Source organism: Polyangiaceae bacterium (genome assembly GCA_020633205.1).
GTDB lineage: Bacteria > Myxococcota_A > Polyangia > Polyangiales > Polyangiaceae > JAHBVY01.
In genome coordinates, this window is record JACKEB010000012.1 from 707,465 (window position 1) to 724,951 (window position 17,487).

Consider the following 17,487-nt stretch of genomic DNA (forward strand, 5'->3'; position numbering starts at 1 on the left):
AATGGGCGGGCTTTTTCCCGGTCTTTGGGTGCTGGGAGCAGACTCGATCCTCAGGGCTGGACCAGAGTGTCTCACCCAAATCAGTCGCCACGCAGCGCTGTGCTGCATTCCTGCTGTTTCCGCGCGAGTTCAAGGACGAGGTAGGCAGCGCGCCTACGCCGTCCGACCAGGCGTCTTTCTGGGTGGGAAATCCGCTGCGGCCTTGGGTTGGTGAAAACAATGCAGCGAAGCTGTTCTCCGCAGCCGAACCGCCGCTGGAATGATTGTCGAGGCAGACTCCGGGTGTTAGCCAAAAGAGGCTTGATGACGGACCACTCGCCCGCTCGCGCTCGCCGGATAAAGGCGGTTCGGCCGGGGGGGGACCGAGGCGCCCAAAGCGCATCCGGTCTCGTGTCCGCTGGCTTGAGTCGGAGCCTTTGCTCCACCCCTCATGGAGGCTGTTGAGATATGCGCTGGGCAGTTTGGTTGGGAGTCGCTGGGTTGGCTGGAATCATGGGCGCGTGTGGTGCCTCTGGAGACGGCGGCGCGGACGCGGTCAGTCTGGGCAATCCGGGATGCACCGGCGCTGGCGACTGCAGCCTGTGTGGCGTGTGCTTCGACAAGTGTGTGTGCGAGAACGGCGATGGAAACGCCTGTGCGGTTGCCTGTGGCGTGCCCGGCTCTGGAGGCTCTGGCGCATCCGGCGGTTCGGGAGCTCAAGGCGGCTCTGGCGGGAGCGGCGCAGCAGGTGGATCGGACCAGGGGGGCACCGCTGGCACGGGCGCGACGGGAGGCAACGCCGGGAACACCAGTGGCGGCAACGGCGGGACCAGCGCCACCGGGGACCAGGCAACCGGGATTCGTATCAGTTCCATTTCCGTGTGGCAAAGTGTCAAGGTGCCGGTGATGGAGAACGGCGGCTCGGTCAGCGCCAGCACCCGCAAGGCGCCCGTGGTCGCGAGCAAGGACGCGGTGTTCCGCGTCTTCGTGTCTCCAGACGCCGATTGGCAGCCGCGCCAGCTCGCTGCGGTGCTCGACCTGGACGGTCAGACCTACGAGGCGACGGCCTCGCCGAGCGCCGAGTCCAGCGATAGCGACGTGAACACCACCTTCAACATCAAGGTACCTGGCAGCGCCATCACCACCGGCTCGAGCTACTCGGTGACCCTGTTCGAAACGGGTGGCGGCGGCCCAGGCAGCAACGCGGGCTCTCGCTACCCGGGCAGCGGCAGCGAGGCGCTCGCCGCAGAGGACCCGCGCGGCCCACTGCACGTCGTGCTCGTGCCCGTGACGATCAACGGCTTCACGCCGGACGTCGGCCAGAACCGCGTCGACTCCTACATCAAGCGCCTGACGTCGATGTATCCGGTGCCCACGGTCGAGATGACGGTGCGCCAAGCAGTGAACTACGGCAGCAACGTCAGCGCCAACGGCAGCGGGTGGAACCAGCTGCTGAACGCGATCTACAACCTGCGCGCTCAGGACAACCCGCCGAAGAACACGTACTACTACGGCGTTCTGGCACCCACGAGCAGCGCCCAGTCGTACTGCAGCAGCGGCTGCGTGGCGGGCTTGAGCGGTCTGCCGGCAGCAAACGACGACTACCAGCGCGGCTCCATTGGCCTCGGCGTGTTTCCCGACGGACAAGACATCGGCTCCGCGGACACGATGGCCCACGAGCTTGGACACGCTCATGGTCGGCCCCACACGATGTGCGGCACCGGCGAGAGCGGCAGCGGCTACCCGTACTCCGGTGGTGGGATCGGCAGCTGGGGCTACGATCTGAGCATCGACCGCGTGCGCCAGCCCACGACCTACAAGGACGTGATGGGCTACTGCAGCCCGAACTGGATCAGCGACTACAACTACAACCGGATCTTCGACCGCGTTGCGTACGTGAACGGTGGGGGCTTCGTGGTTCCGCCGAGCGACCCGGCGCGCTTGGTTGGCGACTACATGAGCTTCATCGTGGAGGCTGACGGCCGCGTGATTCGCGTCAACGACGTGCACCTCAACGGTCCGGCGTGGGGCGAAGAGAGCAGCGCAATGCTCGTCGATCAGGACGGGAACGACCTCGAGGAGCTGAAGGGTTTCTACTACCCGTTCGCCGAGGAGCAGTTCGGCGGTACGCTGCTGGTGCCGAAGCCGAAGCAGATGCCCTCGCTAGCGTATGGCATCGCGAGCAAGCTCTCGCCGGCTGGAGTGGTCGCGCCCCTGGGCGTTATCCAAGACAACCGCCTGTACTGAGCTTCACCTCACTAGGCACTGGCGACACATACGAGCGCAGTTGGATCCCCAGCTGCGCTCGTCGCATTTTGTCGCGGACGACTACGCCAACCAGACGCGTGTTTGGTTTGCCATACGGATACGCTTGTCCGTGCTCAGCGCCCCGCGCCGTGGGAGCCGCGAGCGTTCTTGCCTTGCGGTAAGAATTCTCCAGGTCGGATCTGGCGCGGTATGCGCGGTTCGAACGCAACGAACAGGGCGCTATCATCCCAGGGCACACAACGCTCGAGGCCCTTGAAAGCAAGGCGCGCCCAAGAATTTTCACGACACTGTTTTCGCACGAAAATGCGGGGTGGTTTCGTTGTGCAGTTAAGTGCAGCGTGTTAGCTACAGAGGACTGCGGAGACGGTGCACGGTTTTCTGAAGTTGCCGTGCGGCAACCAGAGTGGCGCCGTTTCCGAGGCTCCCGCAACAACGGCATCGAAGAGGCAAGCATGAAGCACTGGCTGTCACGCGGTTTGGTGGGGATGTTGGGTTTCTGGGCTTTGGCCTGTCAGCCAGCTTCTGGTGGCGGCGGGTTCGACGACGGCAACCTCGGGGACCCTGGGTGCGATGTCGAGAGCGGTTGCGGATCATGTGACAGCTGCTTCTCCCGCTGCGTGTGCGACACCGGGGACACGGACGCCTGCACGGCTGCTTGCGGCTCTGGACAGGGCGGCTCCGGTCAGGGCGGCAGCGACGCCCAGGGGGGCAGTGCTCAAGGCGGAAGCGACGCCCAGGGCGGTAGCGCTCAAGGTGGTTCCGATGCCCAGGGCGGCACCGACGCGGGCGGCGCGAGCGGCAGCGGGGGCACCGCCGGTAGCGCCGGCACCGGTGGCGCTGGCGGGACTAGCGGTAGTGGCGGCGCCGGCGGCAGTGGCGGGACTAGCGGAAGCGGGGGCACCAGCGGGAGTGGCGGGACCAGCGGCAGTGGCGGCTCGGGCGGCGGCACGACGGCGGGCGCGCCCGCCACCGGGATCGACATCAGTCAGGTTTCCGTGTGGCAATCGGTGAAGGTCACGTTGATGAACAACGGGGCGGGGCAGTCGCCGAACGCTCCTGTGGTCGCTGGGCGGGACGCTTTGGTGCGAGTCTACGTCAGCCCTACGTCCTCCTGGCAGAGCCGAAGCATCGTGGGCCGCCTGACCGTAGGTGGCCAGTCGATGGACGTCACTGCGAGCCCAAGTGGCGCTTCAAGCGACGCGACCTTGGGTTCGTCCATCAATTTCAACGTGCCCGGAAGCTGGATCACGGCCAACGCGAGCTTCTCCGTGGAGTTGCTCGAGGCGAGCAGCGGAAGCTTCCCCGGTACGAGCAGCGGCTCCCGCTACCCGGCGTCTGGCACCGCAAGCCTTGCTGCAGAGTCGCCGAACGGGGCTTTCAAACTCAAGCTGGTCCCGATCCGCGTCAGTGGCTACGAGCCCGATCTCTCCAGCGCTCGCGTGGAGACCTACCGTCAGCAGCTGCTGGCCATGTATCCCATCGCTTCGCTTGAACTCACGGTGCGCGCCACCTGGGCGTATAGCGGCACGGTGACCCGCACCTCGGGGTGGTCGTCACTGCTGAGTTCCCTCCAGAGCTTGCGTCAGAGCGACAACCCCAGCGCAGAGACCTACTACTATGGGGTGCTTGCCCCGGCGTCTCGCTTCAGTAGCTTCTGCTCTGGTTCCTGCACCGCGGGCCTTGGCTCGGTGCCGAGCGCCAACAGCGACTATTACCGTGCGGCAATAGGCCTTGGGTTCTTCCCGGACGGCAGCAACAGCGGTTCTCCCGACACGCTAGCTCACGAGGTGGGCCACACGCTGGGCCGGTCCCACGCGCCGTGCGGCGGTGTCTCGTCTTACGACGGTAACTTCCCTTACTCCGGTGGAGGGATAGGCAGCTGGGGCTATGACGTCCGCAGCCAAAAGGTGCTCACGCCCTCCGGTCGTTATGACGTGATGGGTTACTGCGATCCGAGCTGGCTGAGCGACTACACCTACAGCGCGATGTTTGATCGGATTTCCTATGTGAACGCGAACCCCGCGCTGCACGTCCCGGTCGGTTCGCTGCGCGCCGCCGGTGCGTTCGAAGCCTTCACGCTGCGGCCTGACGGCACCCTCGAGTCTCTGGGGAAGGTCCAGCTGCGGTCCGCCGCAATGGGCGACGCGACGCTGGTTCACCCGGTGGATGAGCAGGGCAAGCCGCTGCCCGCGGTGTCCGGCTACTTCACGCCCTACGGCGACGACGAGCTGGGCGGGACGCTGCTCGTGCCGGTACGTGCCCTGCCCAGCGCCGCAGGCGGCTTGATCTCCAAGGGGTTGTTGGTGCAGCTCGGGGGCCCAGCGGTGCTGGAACCCGAGTGGATCACGCCCATCGCGCCCTGATCCAAGGCTCAGCCCCCAGATGAATCGGAGCCAAGCTGTGGCGCCCGTCCCTGGATAACACACCGCGCGGAAACGTGGCGTTCGACCAACTGGTCGTTGGGTTCGAGCGGAAGCATTGGCGCTTCTTTTCTGCACGGAAGTCACCGATGCTCAGGGGATGGCTCCCCCGTATCGACGCCTCCGAAGCTCTGGCGCAACTCGCAGCCTCAGCCTGCTGCTGGTCGCGGTGTTGAGTGCCGCGTGCCAGGCGGAGCTCGGTACCGCGGGTGCCGGTGGCAGTGGCGAGTTCGATGCGGGGAGCGTCGGAGGTGGCACCTCCGGCGGCGGCGCGGGGCGAGCGACTGGCGGCAGCAGTGGCTTCGACACTGGTGGTGCTGCGGGGGCTGACGCTGGCGGGATGGCTGGCGGCAGTGGAGGCTCTGCGGGGCATTCGCTGACGGGCGGCGCTGGCGGCGCCGATGCGGGTGGTAGCGCCGGCTTAGGTGGCGAGAGTGGTTCTGGCGGCGCTGGTGGTTCAGCGGGCTCGGCTGGTGGCGCCTCAGGCGGCAGCGCTGGCTCAGCGGGCTCAGCTAGTGGTGGCTCGGGCGGCAGTGCTGGCTCGAGCGGCAGCGGCGGAAACGGGGGATCAGGCGGCAGCGGTGGTGGAGTCGCCGCGGGCTCCCCAGTACATGGCTTGCGCATCTCACAAATTTCTGCGTGGCAATCCGTCAAGGTGACGCTCATGGACGCTGGCGCGGCGAGAACACCGAACGCGCCGCTGGTGCAGGGCAAGGCGGCGTTGCTGCGGGTCTTCGTGACGCCGACGGCGGCTTGGACGAAGCGCGCCGTCGTCGGCAAACTGAAAGTCGGGAGTCAGTCCCAAGAGGTCACCTGGACCCCGAATGGCGCTTCGACGAACAGCAAGCTGAGTTCGTCGCTGAACTTCAACGTGCCAGGCAGCTGGCTCACGCTGGGAGCCAAATTCTCGGTCCAGCTGGTCGAGGCGACGAGTGGTGCCTACTCGGGTACTACGGCTGACTCCCGCTATCCCAGCAGCGGGACGGCGGCGCTTGGGGTGAAGTCCCCCGGCGGCGCTTTCCGCGTGAAGCTCGTGCCAATCAAGATCAACGGGCGGCTACCGCTCCTGAATCAGGCCCGTCAGGATGCCTACCGCGACTACTTCTTGGCTCAGTATCCGACCGCGACACTGAACCTATCGGTGCGCGCCGCGTGGACCTACAACAGCTCTGTCGCCGCGGATGGCACGGGCTGGCCGGCCCTGCTCAGCGCGCTGCAGCAGCTGCGCCAGAACGACAATGCTGGGCCCAAGACCTACTACTACGGGCTACTGGCGCCCGCGGGGAGCAGCTCGGCCTACTGCGGTGGGGCGTGCATCGCTGGGCTTAGCAATGTGGTTGGTCCCAACGACGAGAATTACCGCGCGGCAATCGGGCTCGGAGTGTTCGCGGATGGATCCGACGTGGGCTGGCTCGAGACATCGGCTCATGAGCTTGGACACGCCCAGGGGCGGTTGCACGCCCCCTGCGGCACGACCGTATCGGTGGACGCGGCGTTCCCCTTCGCCGGCGGGAAAATCGGCCGCTGGGGCTACGACAAGCGGAGCAAGACGCTGCTGAACCCCTCCCAGGTGCTGGACGTGATGGGCTACTGCGACCCGCGCTGGATCAGCGACTACACGTACAAGGCGCTGTTCAATCGCATGGCGGCAGTGAACGCCCAAGCCGCCTTGGTGCTTCCGCCGGGATCACTACGTGGCCCAGGAGCCTTCATCGCCTATCAGCTGACACCCGATGGGAGGCTCGAGCTCTTGGGGCGGGTTCAGCAACGCTCGAATGCGCTCGGGGAAGCTCGCAGGGTGTATCCGGTGGACCGGAGTGGGAGCCTGCTCGCGCCGATTGACGGCTACTACACGCCCTATGGGGAGGAAGAGCTCGGCGGCAGCCTGCTCGTGCCCCTCGGCGCACTACCCGCTAGCAGTGAGCGCTTGGTCAGTGACTCCTGGCTCGCCCAGCCCTGAGCGCCTGAACCCGGTCGCGGCGTGAAACCGAGTACTGACGGACCCGCCGAGCCCGGGGGGCCATCCATGGCTGCAAGTCGCGGTTGGATGGGCTATATGCTGGAGCCATGGCAAGCAAGTTGACCCTCGAGGCCATTCTCACCGTGCTGGCGGGAGCGACCGTCGTCGCGTGCAACAACAACACGGAGGCCAAGCCGGAGCCCGCTTCCAGCGCCGCGGCGAACAACGAAGCTCCGGCGGCTACCGCTGAAGCCACCGCCGCAGCGTCGGTCGAGGCGAAAGAGGTCGGCTCCGCGGCTCCCGGTTCGAGCGCCAGTGGCAAGCCGATGAGCTGCGCGCCCGGTAAGTGCGGCAAGGGCTCTTGCGGCTGAGCTAGCGCGCGCCCGGAACCCAACCAGAGCGGGGGCTGCGGGTGGACTACGGGAGGACGCCCGGGAGGCACCTGACGCGTCTCACCCCCAAAAACAGCCTCGCGTGCGCTTGAATTTGGGGGTGAGGGGCGGCGGCCTCAATGCGGCGATGCAGCTGAGCTGGCTAGCGCCTGTGGCTGCTCAGTACAGGCCTTCGATCAGGTCGCCGTAGCGTTCCAGCACGTTGCGACGCTTGAGCTTCAGCGTGGGCGTCAGCATGCCATTTTCCGTGGAGAAATCCTCGGTGATCACCGCGAAGTTGCGAGGACGCTCGAAGCCTTTGAAGTCCTTGCTGAACTTGTCGAGCTCGCCCTGGATCAGCTGCTTGACCTTGGGGTCGCTGCCCGCCTGAGCGACGTCCACGCCGTTTTCCGCGGCCCAGGCCTTTAGCGCGTCAGGGTCTGGTACCACGATGGCGACGTTATGGGGCTTGTTGTGGCCGTGGATCATCACGTTGGCGATGAAGGGGCTCAGCTTGAGCTTCTCTTCGAGCGGCGCGGGAACCACGTACTTGCCGTTCTCCAGCTTGTACTGTTCCTTGATGCGCCCCGTGATGTAGAGGTAGCCGTCGTCGTCGAGACGGCCCATATCACCGCTGCGGAAGCCGCCGTCGTCCATCAGCACGGCGGCGTTTTCCTCTGGGCGGTTGTGGTAGCCCTGCATGATGTTGGGGCCGTAGATCACGATCTCACCGTTGACCGCATCGCCGGTGACCACGGTGTCGATCTTGATGGTGACGCCCGGGATCGCCCGCCCAACGCTGCCGATCTTGCGGTGACCAGGGTAGTTCGCCGTGGCGATGGGGCTCGTCTCCGTCAGGCCGTAGCCTTCGTAGACCATGATGCCGAGGGCATCGACGAACTCCGCGACCGTCTTGTCGAGGGCAGCGCTCCCGCTGATCGCATACTTCAGCCTGCCGCCGAACTTGTCGCGGATCTTGTTGAAGATGATCTTGTCGGCGAGGCCGAGGCCCATGCCCTCGAGCATACCCAGCGACTCGCCAGCGTTTTTCCGTGTGGCATTTTTGATGCCGGAGCGGAAGAGCCCCTGGATGAAGCCGGGCTTCTCGCTCATCTGCTTGTTTACGCCGTCGTAGATGCGATTGAAGATGCGAGGCACCGCGAACAGCACCGTGGGCTTCACTTCCGCGAGGTTACCCACCAGGTTCGGGATGTCGTCGTTGATGCCGATGGAGCAGCCCATGCTGATCAGGCCGTGGAGCTCGCAGGTTTGACCCATCGAGTGCGCCCAAGGCAGGAACGAGAGCGAGCGATCTTCAGCGTTGAAGGTGAAGACCTCGTGAATCGCGTTGAGGTTCGAGCAGATGTTCGAGTGGGAGAGGATGACGCCCTTCGGGTTACCCGTGGTGCCCGAGGTGTAGATGAAACCGGCGGTCTCCTTGGGGTCGGGCTGCTCTGGGTCGACGGGGTGCTGCTCGCCCTTCTTGAGCAGCGCGCTGTAGGCATCCACGCTGTCCGCGTTGCCCTCGAAGTTGATCACGTGCTCCAGCGCCGGCAGCTCCGGCTGAATCTTCTTCAGCTTGTCGTAGACGTCCTGGTTCGCTGCGAGCACGACCTTGGCGTCGCAGTCACCCAAGATGAACTTCCACTCGTCGGGCTTCTGCGCTTGGTACATCGGCACATAGGCTGCGCGGAGGCCGTACGTGGCGTAGCAACCCACCGCCCACTCCACGCGGTTGTCGGCGATCACGGCGACCTTGTCTCCGGGCCCGACACCGAGCTCCTTCAAAGCTGCGCGGAAACGATCGACGTCACGCTTGAAGGTCTGGTAGTCGATCCACTTCCATTCCGAGCCCTGTTTGGTCCCGAACAGCGTGCGCGTCGCGTGGGTCTTCGCGCTCTTTTCAAGTACTTCAACCAGGTTCTTGAACTTCTCGGCCATGCTCCGTCCTATCCGTAGCGTTCATCGCCCGTCGCGTGGGTCTTTGCGCTGCCAGGGGCAGCCAGTCCGCGGTCGTCTGGCTCGCCGCCACGCGCTGAGGGATTTGCGGACCAGGGTTTTACGGGAGGCGACGCCCAGCGGTCAACGCGAGACGGCGGCGCATGGGCTGTCCCGAGGTCGAGCTCTGGCGCTGAGGGTCGCGTCGACGATGGGTTGCGGGCTTTTGCCGGGGGTTCGCTCGCGCGACCCAGCTGTGCTAGGGCGAGGCGCTTCATGCCCTCCTACAGCCTCGTCACTTTCGGCTGCCAGATGAATCAGCACGACTCCGAGCGCATGGAGGAGGTGCTGCAGCGCGCCGGCTATGCCCCCGCAGCAGATGTGGAGCACGCCGATTTGGTGGTGCTCAACACCTGCAGCGTGCGGGAGAAGGCCGAGCAAAAATTGCGCAGCGAGGTGGGGCGACTCGGCGTCTTGAAGCGCAGCCGCCCAGAGCTGCTGATTGGCGTGGCGGGTTGCGTGGCGCAGCAAGAGGGTGAGCGCCTGGTGAAGCGCATGCCCCAGATCGACCTCTTGATTGGCCCCGACAACATCCCGGAGCTGCCGGGTCTGCTGCGCGAACTGGAGGGCGGGGCGCCGCCCCAAGTGCGTGCGGCGTTCGACCTGGACTCGCCGCGCTTTCTCAGCCTGGAAGCCGGGCTGCCGCGCTCGCGCCAGGTGTCGAGCTTCGTCACGATCATGAAGGGCTGCGACGAGCGCTGTTCCTTCTGCATCGTGCCCACCACTCGCGGTCCTGAGCGCTACCGGCCATCCGGGGAAATCTTGGCGGAGTGCGAGGCGCTGGTTGCTCGCGGCACCCGCGAGATCACGCTGCTCGGCCAGACGGTGGACAGCTACCTGGACCCGACGTCTCAGCTCCCCTCGGCGGCGACGGATGCCGCGCCCCTCGCCAAGCTTCCATCGGGGGAGACGGCGAAGCGTCGCGGTGCCGGGATCCACGCTGACGAGAGTGAGTTCCCGGGGTTGCTCCGTGCGATTTGCGCGAGGGTGCCTGGCCTTGCCCGCTTGCGCTACACGAGCCCCCACCCGAGGCACCTCACGCCGTCGCTGATCGCAGCGCACCGCGAGCTGCCTCAGCTGGTGCGCCACGTTCATATGCCGGTGCAGTCCGGCAGCGACCGCGTGCTGCGGCGCATGATTCGTCGCTACAGCGTGGCGGAGTACCTCGAGCGCACGGACGCCTTGAAGCAGGCAGTGCCCGGGCTGAGTCTCTCGACGGACATCATCGTGGGTTTCCCTGGGGAGACAGAAGAGGATTTCGAGGCCACGCTCGAGCTGGTGCGCCGCGTGGGTTTCGTAGGCGTTTTTGGCTTCAAGTACTCCGAGCGCCCGGGCACACCAGCGCTCAAGCTGAAAGACGACGTGACCGAAGCAGAGAAGAGCCGGCGCCTGGCGGCGCTGTTCGACCTCTCGGAGGAGCTGAGGCGCGAGCACCTGAGCCGACTGATCGGCAACGTCGAGACGGTGCTGGTGGAGGGCCTCGGCAAGACCGGCGGCTACACCGGTCGCACCGAGCGGAACGAGATTGTGCACTTCGGAGCCAACAGCGACGTGCTGGGTGAGCTGTGTGAGGTGCGCATCGTGGGCGCCTTCAAGCACAGCCTGCAGGCAGAGCTCCTGGACGAGGCGCGGCGCGCACCGCTTCCGAGCAGCGAAGCCACGCCAGAGCAGGCGCGGGTAAGTAAACCTGGGCGCGTCAACCTCCCGGTGGTGTGATGGCAATCGTCAAAAACTACAATCAACACACGCCAGAGATTCACGAGTCTGTTTTCCTGGCGGAAAACGCGGTGGTGGTGGGTGAGGTGTACATCGCCGAGTCCGCGAGCATCTGGTACGGCGCGGTGCTCCGAGGAGATGTGGGGAGCATCCGCATCGGCGCCCGCACCAACATTCAGGACAACGCCACGGTGCACATGACCGGCGGCGTGAGCGACGCGCTCGTGGAGGAGGACGTCACCGTTGGTCACAACGCGGTGATCCACGGGGCCACGGTGCGCCGTGGGGCGTTGATCGGCATGGGCTCCGTGATCTTGGACAACGCGGAGATCGGCGAGGGCGCGATCATCGCTGCGGGCGCCGTCGTGCCGCCCCGCATGAAGGTGCCGCCTCGAGTTCTGGTTCGGGGCACCTCGGCGAAGGTGGTGCGGGAGCTGACGGAGCGTGAAGCGCTCGAAGGGGCTGCGGGCGCCGCGATTTACCAAGAGCTCGCCCTGGGACACCGCCGCTAGCGCGCTCAGTCGTGGTATAGGCGCGCCATGCAGCTGACCATCAACGGCGAAGAACATCAGGTCCCCGATGGCCTCAGCGTGCGCGCGTTGATCGAGCACCTCGGGCTGACGGATGGCCCCGTTGCCGTCGAGCGCAATCGCGAGGTCGTGCCTCGGGCGGAGCACCCCAGCGTGCAGCTCGCAGAAGGAGACGTGCTCGAGATCGTGCACTTCGTCGGCGGCGGCTGAGCACTTGCGACCCGTGGTCGAATAGCCCGGGAGCCGCGCTCGACGAACCGGCGCTTAGCCTGCGCTTGGCAGCATATACGCCACGATCATCGCGGTGACCTCGTCGACCAAGCGCTCGGGATCCGTCTCTGGCTGTTCAATCACCGCGGCGTGAGTCACCGCCTCCACGCTGTGCACCAAGATGAACGGCGCGGTCTCGAGGTCGAGCCCCGGCCGAAGCTCGGAGCGGCGCTGCTCGAGGTAGCCCTTGATCATCGCCTGCGCCGTAGTGTTGGTCTGGCGGTGATGGTCAGGCGTGGAGATGCGGGGAAGCTGCTCTGCCAGCACGCGGTGCAACTCTGGCTCCAGGCGGTGCACGTCGAGCATCACCTGAACGAGCCGGCGGATCCCGTCGGGGAGGGGGAGGCTTGCGGCGGTCATCAGGCCGCTCCCGAGCAAGTCCATGATGTGGCGAACGTGGCGCTCCACCAGCGCGCTGACCAGCGCCTGCTTGTTCGGGAAGTACTGATACAGCGAGCCGATGCTCACCCCCGCCACCTCGGCGATGCGGTTCGTGTTGGCGCCCTCGTAGCCTTCTTCTACGAGCACGCGAGCCGCCGCCTCCAGAATCGCGTCGACGGTGGCTCGCGCGCGGGCTTGTCTCGGCCTTTTCCGTGCGGCATTGGGTAGGGCCACGCGTTTTCCGGCGGAGGTAGCCTTGGGGGCTGGCTGTTTGGCTTTGGCGGAACGCTTGTTGGTGGGTTTGGCGGCGGCCTTGGACTTGGCGCCCGAGGAGAGGCTTTTCGCGGTGTTGGGCATGTGAGTCGGTCTTCAGAAAAGTGAGCCGGCGCGCGAAACGGGGGCGCGTTTCAGCTGATACAAGCTACCAAACGCCTGAAATCGATGCGAGTTGGTAAATCGAGTATTTGCTCATATTAATTTCCCATGACCCAAACGCAAGAAATGCCACTCGTCGCTAGCCCCACGTCACCGCCGCGCCTGCAGGGCTTCAGCGCGTTCAGTGCGTTGCGCGCCTTTGGCACCGATCCACTGGCCTTCTTGCGCGAGGTGGGCACCCAGGGCGACGTCATGGAGACGCGCTTCGGTCCCCGCAAGGCGGTTTTCTTGCGGGATCCGCGTGCCGTGGAGCAGATCTTGGTGACGCATCAGAAGGAGTTCACCAAGGACACGCGCGGCTACTACTTCCTGCGCAAGGTGCTGGGCAACGGCCTCGTCACCAGTGAAGGCGACTTCTGGCGTGAGCAGCGCCGCATCAGCCAGCCGGCGTTTGCGAAGCAGCGCATCGAAGGGCTGACCGAGACCATGGTGCGCTGCACCCAGCGCCTGCTCGATGGCCCCCTTGCGGCGGCCGCGGCATCTGGGGCGCCGGTGGACATCGCCGGGGAGATGATGCGGGTCACGCTGGATGTGGTGAGCGCGACGCTGCTCGGTATCGAGTCCGGCGAGCGCGCTGACGAGGTGAGCTGGGCCATGCCCGTGGTGCTCGAGCACGTCGTCTGGGGGATCACGCACCCGCTCGCGCTGCCCGAGGTGTTTCCTACCGCGCGGAACCGGAAGTACAAGAAGGCGCTCAAGGCCCTGGACAGCGTGGTCGAAGGCATCATCGCGGAGCGCCGCGCGCGGGCTGATACTGCTGGTCGGCAGCCTGAAGAAGCACAGCGAGGCGACTTGCTAGACATGTTGATGGAAGCCCGAGACGAAGAGACCGGGCGCGGCATGACGGACAAGCAGCTGCGGGATGAGGTGATGACGATGTACCTCGCCGGCCACGAGACCACCGCGGCGTCCCTCGCTTGGACGCTGTGGCTCCTCACCCAAAACCCTGACTGGGCCCTCAAGATCCAAGACGAGGTCGACACGGTACTGCAAGGGCGCGCGCCCACCCTCGCCGACATCGGGCGCCTGGACGTCACGCGTCGCGTGCTGGAAGAGGGGATGCGCCTGTATCCGCCGGTGTGGCTGCTAGCGCGGATGAGCACGGCGGATCACACCATCGCCGGCTACCACGTCCCCAAGGGTCGTCTGGTGTTCGTGAGCCCGTGGCTCAGCCACCGGGATCCCAAGTTCTTTGCCGATCCCGAGCGCTTCGACCCCGATCGTTTCCTGCCGGAATCACGCGCGAAGCTGCCGAAGCACGCCTACTTTCCCTTCAGCGCGGGGCAGCGCAAATGCATCGGGGACCGCTTCGCGCTGCTGGAAGCGCAGATCATCCTGGCGATGCTGCTCGCCCGCTTCCGCTTCGTCGCACCTTCGGCCGAGATCCCGGAGCCGCTCTGCGCCGTGACCCTGCGCCCCAAGCACGCCTTGTTGATGCAGGTTGCCCCATGTGGGAGCGCGGATTCTTGAGCCAAGGAAGGTCTCGAGCCGCCTCGCCGTAAGCTGTCGCCTCAGCCGAAGCTCCTTTCACCCGCGCGGGAATCTGACCCGTCGCCGGTGGCGTTGGAGCCAAGGCAGGGGCGGCGTGCAGCGAACTTTGCACTGCCGACCCGCTCCCCGATACGATCCAGGAGTGAGTATGGTGCTCGGCAAGGCTGACCCCCATTCGAAGCAGCAACAGAGTGACAGTGACTGGGCGCTGAGTTCGCGGAAACCCGCGCGGCGCAAGGGTCGTCGCTGGCTGTTGCCGAGCTTCATGGTCGCGCTGGTCGCAGGGATCACGGGCGGGACGACGTACGCCTACTATCACTACCTGCCTCCGGGCCGCAGTGTCCCGGGCACCTACGTCGGCGGACGCCTCCAGCCCGAGGACAAGCCGCTTCGCGTGTGGCTGGAAGAGCGCCGCACGCAGCTCTTGGCCCGGCCGGTGTACCTCGAGATAGACGGTGAGGTGCATCAGCGTCGCCTCGGCGCCCTCGGGGTAGAGCTCGATGTGGGTCAAACCCTGGCGAAGGTGCGCGAGCACGCGGAGCAGGGGAGCATTTCCGAGCGGATCTACCGGGTGGTCTCAGCCAAGCGTGGTGAGCAAGACTTGCCGCTGGTTTGGAGCTTCGATGAGCGCAAGCTGGAGGTCGCACTCGAAGAGCTGGCGCCTGAGGTATTTCGCGATCCAGTGGACGCGCGCCTCGATTTGGTGGGACATCAAAAGATCCACGACACCCCCGGCCGGAGCCTTGACGTGCTTGCCACCGTCAAGAGCATTGCCGCAGGGCAAGAGTTCGACGAAAATCAGATCCTCGAGCTGAAGGTCAAGTCGACACCGCCGCAGGTCAGTCTGGATATGCTGGCGGACATCGACGTATCGCAGATTCTAGGCGAATTTCAGACGAAGTTCGCCGGTACCGGGGAGGGGCGCGCGGTCAACATCGCCCGCGGCGCGGAGCTCTTGAACGGCGTCGTGATCGCGCCGGGGCAGACGCTGAGCTTCAATGAGCGCGTGGGTGACCGCAGCCTGGCACGGGGCTTCACTTGGGCGCCGGTGATCTTGGATGACGAGCTCACCCCAGGCGTTGGAGGTGGTACCTGCCAGGTCGCTTCCACCCTGCATGCTGCGGCCGTGTATGGAGCCCTCGACGTCGTTGACCGTCGCAGCCACAGTCGTCCAAGCGGTTATGCGCCGCTCGGGCTCGACGCGACGGTGGTCTTCGGTGAGGTCGATCTGAAGATCCGAAATCCCTACGACACGCCGATCATCGTGCACGCGTTCATTCCCACGCCGGGCTTCCTCAAGGTGGAGCTCCTCGGCAGGGCAGCGCCGAAGGTCGAGTACAAGTACGGCGTGTCTCGCGCGTACGACTTCTATCGTCGCATCACCACCAAGCCCTGGATCAAGCCGGGCAAGCGCTTGATGCGTCAGCGCGGGCGCAAAGGCTACGACGTGGTGAGCTGGGTGAAGATCACGCGCCCCGATGGCACCAAGGCGGATCGCTCCTACAACAGCAGCTACCGCCCCGTGCCGGAGGTGTTCTGGATTGGCCCCGGCTACGATCTCGATGAACTGCCGGAGCTGCCCGATGGCGCGAAGGACGTCCAAATGGACGGCCGCTCACTGCCGAACGAGCTCTTCAGTAGCAGCCCCTTCGAAGAGCCGCCCAGCGGCTGAAACCCCTTGTTTTAGCGGGTTTGGGGGTGAGGCGCGGCGCAGCTCTCTACGCCTGACCAGGTCGCCCCAGGTGCCATGCATTTCGCAGCCCGGGCTTGATCTGACACGCACAGCCGCTAAACACGGGGCGTGACTGGACGGGCCATCACCGGGTGTCTGTTTGCGCTGACGCTCCTGAGCGCGTGCAAAGACAAGGCGACCGCCGAGCACGGCGCGCCGGGCAGCTCTGCTGTCGCGTCAGCGAACGCCAGCGCTGTGCCTGCCGCGCTGTCCACGATGCAAGTGGATCACGGCGAGCTCGACACTCAAGCTCCCCAAGACGCTGCCATGATCGCCGCGACCCAGATCGCGACCATCGTCTACGCGCGGCCCCACAAGGAGTCGCGGCGTCTCGGTTACTTGCGTCTCGGCGCTGTCGTGAAGCGCGACCCAGAGGCGACCAAGGACAAGGTCGGCGACTGCAAGGGGGAGTGGTACCACATCTACCCGATGGGGTACGTCTGCACCGAAGACGCAACGACGGACCTCGAGGCTCCCCTGGTCAAGGCCACCAAGCGCCGCGCTCACCTCGACAAGCCGATGCCCTATGCCTACGGCTTCGTGCGCGCGACAGCACCGCAGTACCTGAAGGTGCCGTCGAAGAAGCAGCAGATCGACAGCGAGTTCGGCCTCGAGGATCACCTCAAGTGGTTCGCGGAGAACTCTGCCGAGGTGCAGAAGGTCGAGCTCGGAGCCAACGACATCCCGTTAGATCCGCGGGGAATCGCCGTCCCAGGGCTCAAGCACCCAGCGGGCTTCAAGCTCTCGACGGAGCTCTCTCGGGTGGAGCTGTTTGGTGGTGACGCGAACGACCCCGGGCCCCCGTGGTGGGTCGAAGATGGCCGTAAAATCCCCAATGTTTCTGGCTTCGAGGTGCCCGACTACGCGATCTTCGCCGACCGCGTGCGGCGCAAGACCGGGCTGTCTTTCGTCGACTCGTTCATCGCCAAGGATGAAGATCTGACTCGCGGCTTTGCGGTGACCGTGGACATGCGCATCATCCCCACCACGAAGGTGAAGCCTGACACCGGCTCCCCGTGGCACGGCGTCGAACTCACGCCCGAGATGCCGGTGCCCTTCGCCTTCATCATCAAGCGCGACGCGGTGACCTACCAGCTCCTGAAGGGCAAAGACGAGGTGCGCAAGATGGGCACACTGCCTCGGCGCGCCATCGTACCCATCACCGGCAAGGCGCGGATCAAGGCGGGCAAGCGCTTCTACCAGACGCTCAAGGACAAGACGCGCTGGCTGAAGGCCGACGACATTGGCATCGTCTCGCCGCCCGCGGAGTGGCCCGAGGCCGCCGAAAAGGGCGAGAAGTGGATCGATGTTTCCCTGGGGCAGCAAACCCTGGTGCTCTGGGAGGGCAAGCGCGCCTGGTACGCGACGTTGGTCTCCACCGGGCGCCCGCGCTTTGGGGATCCGAAGACCACCAACGCCACCCCAACCGGTGTCTTCCGCCTGCAGAGCAAGCACATCGCGGCGGCCATGGACTCCGAAGAAAACTCCAGCGTTGCTGGCGGCAAGAAGGCTGGAGGTGGCGGAGGCCCGCGCTACGACGAAGAGACTCGCGCGACCATCGCGCGGCTTAAAAAGGCTGAAAAGGACGGCACCAAGCTGTCGTCAGAAGATCAGCGTCGGCTCGCCAACATCGCCAAGGGACGCCACCCCGAATACGGTGTGACCCGGCGCCGCGGAGCCGGCGGCTTCGAGCTACGGGACGTCCCGTGGATCCAGTACTTCGCCGCCGGCTACGCACTCCACGGCGCCTACTGGCATGACGTGTTCGGTATCCCGCGTAGCCACGGCTGCGTGAACCTCGCCCCCATCGACGCCCGCGTCGTCTTCAACTGGACCGACCCGCCGCTCCCAGACAACTGGCACGGCATCAACATCGGGACAGACATGGGCGAGGGGACCACCGTGAACATCCACGAGTAACGACACCCGCGAGAGA

Annotated in this window: 12 protein-coding genes; 10 read left to right on the forward strand and 2 right to left on the reverse strand. The window is 65.6% G+C overall.

Going from position 1 to position 17,487, the window contains the following annotated elements:
* Positions 1-447: 447 nt before the first annotated feature.
* The 4 genes from H6718_15170 to H6718_15185 all read left to right on the forward strand — a co-directional run bounded on the left by H6718_15170 (position 448) and on the right by H6718_15185 (position 6,998).
* On the forward strand, positions 448-2,226 hold the full coding sequence (locus H6718_15170; protein MCB9586740.1) for a hypothetical protein: 1,779 nt from the start codon (positions 448-450) through the stop codon (positions 2,224-2,226).
* Positions 2,227-2,699: 473 nt separating this feature from the next.
* Positions 2,700-4,610, forward strand: coding sequence for a hypothetical protein (locus H6718_15175; protein MCB9586741.1), 1,911 nt, complete (start codon positions 2,700-2,702; stop codon positions 4,608-4,610).
* Between the two features lie 157 nt (positions 4,611-4,767).
* Positions 4,768-6,627, forward strand: a complete 1,860-nt coding sequence (locus H6718_15180) for a hypothetical protein (protein MCB9586742.1) — start codon at positions 4,768-4,770, stop codon at positions 6,625-6,627.
* A 107-nt stretch (positions 6,628-6,734) separates the two neighbouring features.
* Positions 6,735-6,998: a hypothetical protein gene (locus H6718_15185; protein ID MCB9586743.1), complete on the forward strand. Its 264-nt coding sequence runs from the start codon at positions 6,735-6,737 to the stop codon at positions 6,996-6,998.
* Positions 6,999-7,178: 180 nt separating this feature from the next.
* On the opposite strand, the gene H6718_15190 is transcribed toward H6718_15185, so the two are convergent.
* Positions 7,179-8,939: a long-chain fatty acid--CoA ligase gene (locus tag H6718_15190; GenBank protein MCB9586744.1), complete on the reverse strand. Its 1,761-nt coding sequence runs from the start codon at positions 8,937-8,939 to the stop codon at positions 7,179-7,181.
* Between the two features lie 273 nt (positions 8,940-9,212).
* On the opposite strand from H6718_15190, the gene miaB reads away from it, so the two are divergent.
* Genes miaB through thiS form a run of 3 tightly spaced genes read left to right on the forward strand, consistent with a single transcriptional unit; the run spans position 9,213 to position 11,452 of the window.
* Positions 9,213-10,712 (forward strand): tRNA (N6-isopentenyl adenosine(37)-C2)-methylthiotransferase MiaB, encoded by a 1,500-nt coding sequence (gene miaB / locus H6718_15195; GenBank protein ID MCB9586745.1) that lies wholly within the window; start codon positions 9,213-9,215, stop codon positions 10,710-10,712.
* The gene (locus tag H6718_15200) at positions 10,712-11,224 is read left to right on the forward strand and encodes a gamma carbonic anhydrase family protein (GenBank protein ID MCB9586746.1); all 513 of its coding nucleotides are present in this window, start codon (positions 10,712-10,714) and stop codon (positions 11,222-11,224) included. The genes miaB and H6718_15200 overlap by 1 nt, the downstream gene beginning before the upstream one ends.
* 27 nt (positions 11,225-11,251) lie before the next feature.
* A complete protein-coding gene (thiS, locus tag H6718_15205; protein ID MCB9586747.1) occupies positions 11,252-11,452 on the forward strand; it encodes a sulfur carrier protein ThiS in 201 nt (66 codons plus the stop codon).
* 54 nt (positions 11,453-11,506) lie between these two features.
* On the opposite strand, the gene H6718_15210 is transcribed toward thiS, so the two are convergent.
* Positions 11,507-12,250, reverse strand: a complete 744-nt coding sequence (locus tag H6718_15210; GenBank protein ID MCB9586748.1) for a TetR/AcrR family transcriptional regulator — start codon at positions 12,248-12,250, stop codon at positions 11,507-11,509.
* Positions 12,251-12,376: 126 nt separating this feature from the next.
* Between H6718_15210 and H6718_15215 the strand changes: the two genes are divergently transcribed.
* From H6718_15215 to H6718_15225, 3 genes are all read left to right on the forward strand, one after another.
* On the forward strand, positions 12,377-13,798 hold the full coding sequence (locus H6718_15215; protein MCB9586749.1) for a cytochrome P450: 1,422 nt from the start codon (positions 12,377-12,379) through the stop codon (positions 13,796-13,798).
* Between the two features lie 163 nt (positions 13,799-13,961).
* On the forward strand, positions 13,962-15,491 hold the full coding sequence (locus tag H6718_15220; GenBank protein ID MCB9586750.1) for a VanW family protein: 1,530 nt from the start codon (positions 13,962-13,964) through the stop codon (positions 15,489-15,491).
* Positions 15,492-15,818: 327 nt separating this feature from the next.
* The gene (locus H6718_15225) at positions 15,819-17,471 is read left to right on the forward strand and encodes a L,D-transpeptidase (GenBank protein MCB9586751.1); all 1,653 of its coding nucleotides are present in this window, start codon (positions 15,819-15,821) and stop codon (positions 17,469-17,471) included.
* Positions 17,472-17,487: the final 16 nt, after the last annotated feature.

Bases quoted from the DNA above. Each gene is read 5' to 3' on its own strand.
- H6718_15170 (MCB9586740.1), top strand. From the start codon at position 448: ATGCGCTGGGCAGTTTGGTTGGGAGTCGCTGGGTTGGCTGGAATCATG.
- H6718_15175 (MCB9586741.1), top strand. From the start codon at position 2,700: ATGAAGCACTGGCTGTCACGCGGTTTGGTGGGGATGTTGGGTTTCTGG.
- H6718_15180 (MCB9586742.1), top strand. From the start codon at position 4,768: ATGGCTCCCCCGTATCGACGCCTCCGAAGCTCTGGCGCAACTCGCAGC.
- H6718_15185 (MCB9586743.1), top strand. From the start codon at position 6,735: ATGGCAAGCAAGTTGACCCTCGAGGCCATTCTCACCGTGCTGGCGGGA.
- H6718_15190 (MCB9586744.1), bottom strand. From the start codon at position 8,939: ATGGCCGAGAAGTTCAAGAACCTGGTTGAAGTACTTGAAAAGAGCGCG.
- miaB (MCB9586745.1), top strand. From the start codon at position 9,213: ATGCCCTCCTACAGCCTCGTCACTTTCGGCTGCCAGATGAATCAGCAC.
- H6718_15200 (MCB9586746.1), top strand. From the start codon at position 10,712: ATGGCAATCGTCAAAAACTACAATCAACACACGCCAGAGATTCACGAG.
- thiS (MCB9586747.1), top strand. From the start codon at position 11,252: ATGCAGCTGACCATCAACGGCGAAGAACATCAGGTCCCCGATGGCCTC.
- H6718_15210 (MCB9586748.1), bottom strand. From the start codon at position 12,250: ATGCCCAACACCGCGAAAAGCCTCTCCTCGGGCGCCAAGTCCAAGGCC.
- H6718_15215 (MCB9586749.1), top strand. From the start codon at position 12,377: ATGACCCAAACGCAAGAAATGCCACTCGTCGCTAGCCCCACGTCACCG.
- H6718_15225 (MCB9586751.1), top strand. From the start codon at position 15,819: ATGATCGCCGCGACCCAGATCGCGACCATCGTCTACGCGCGGCCCCAC.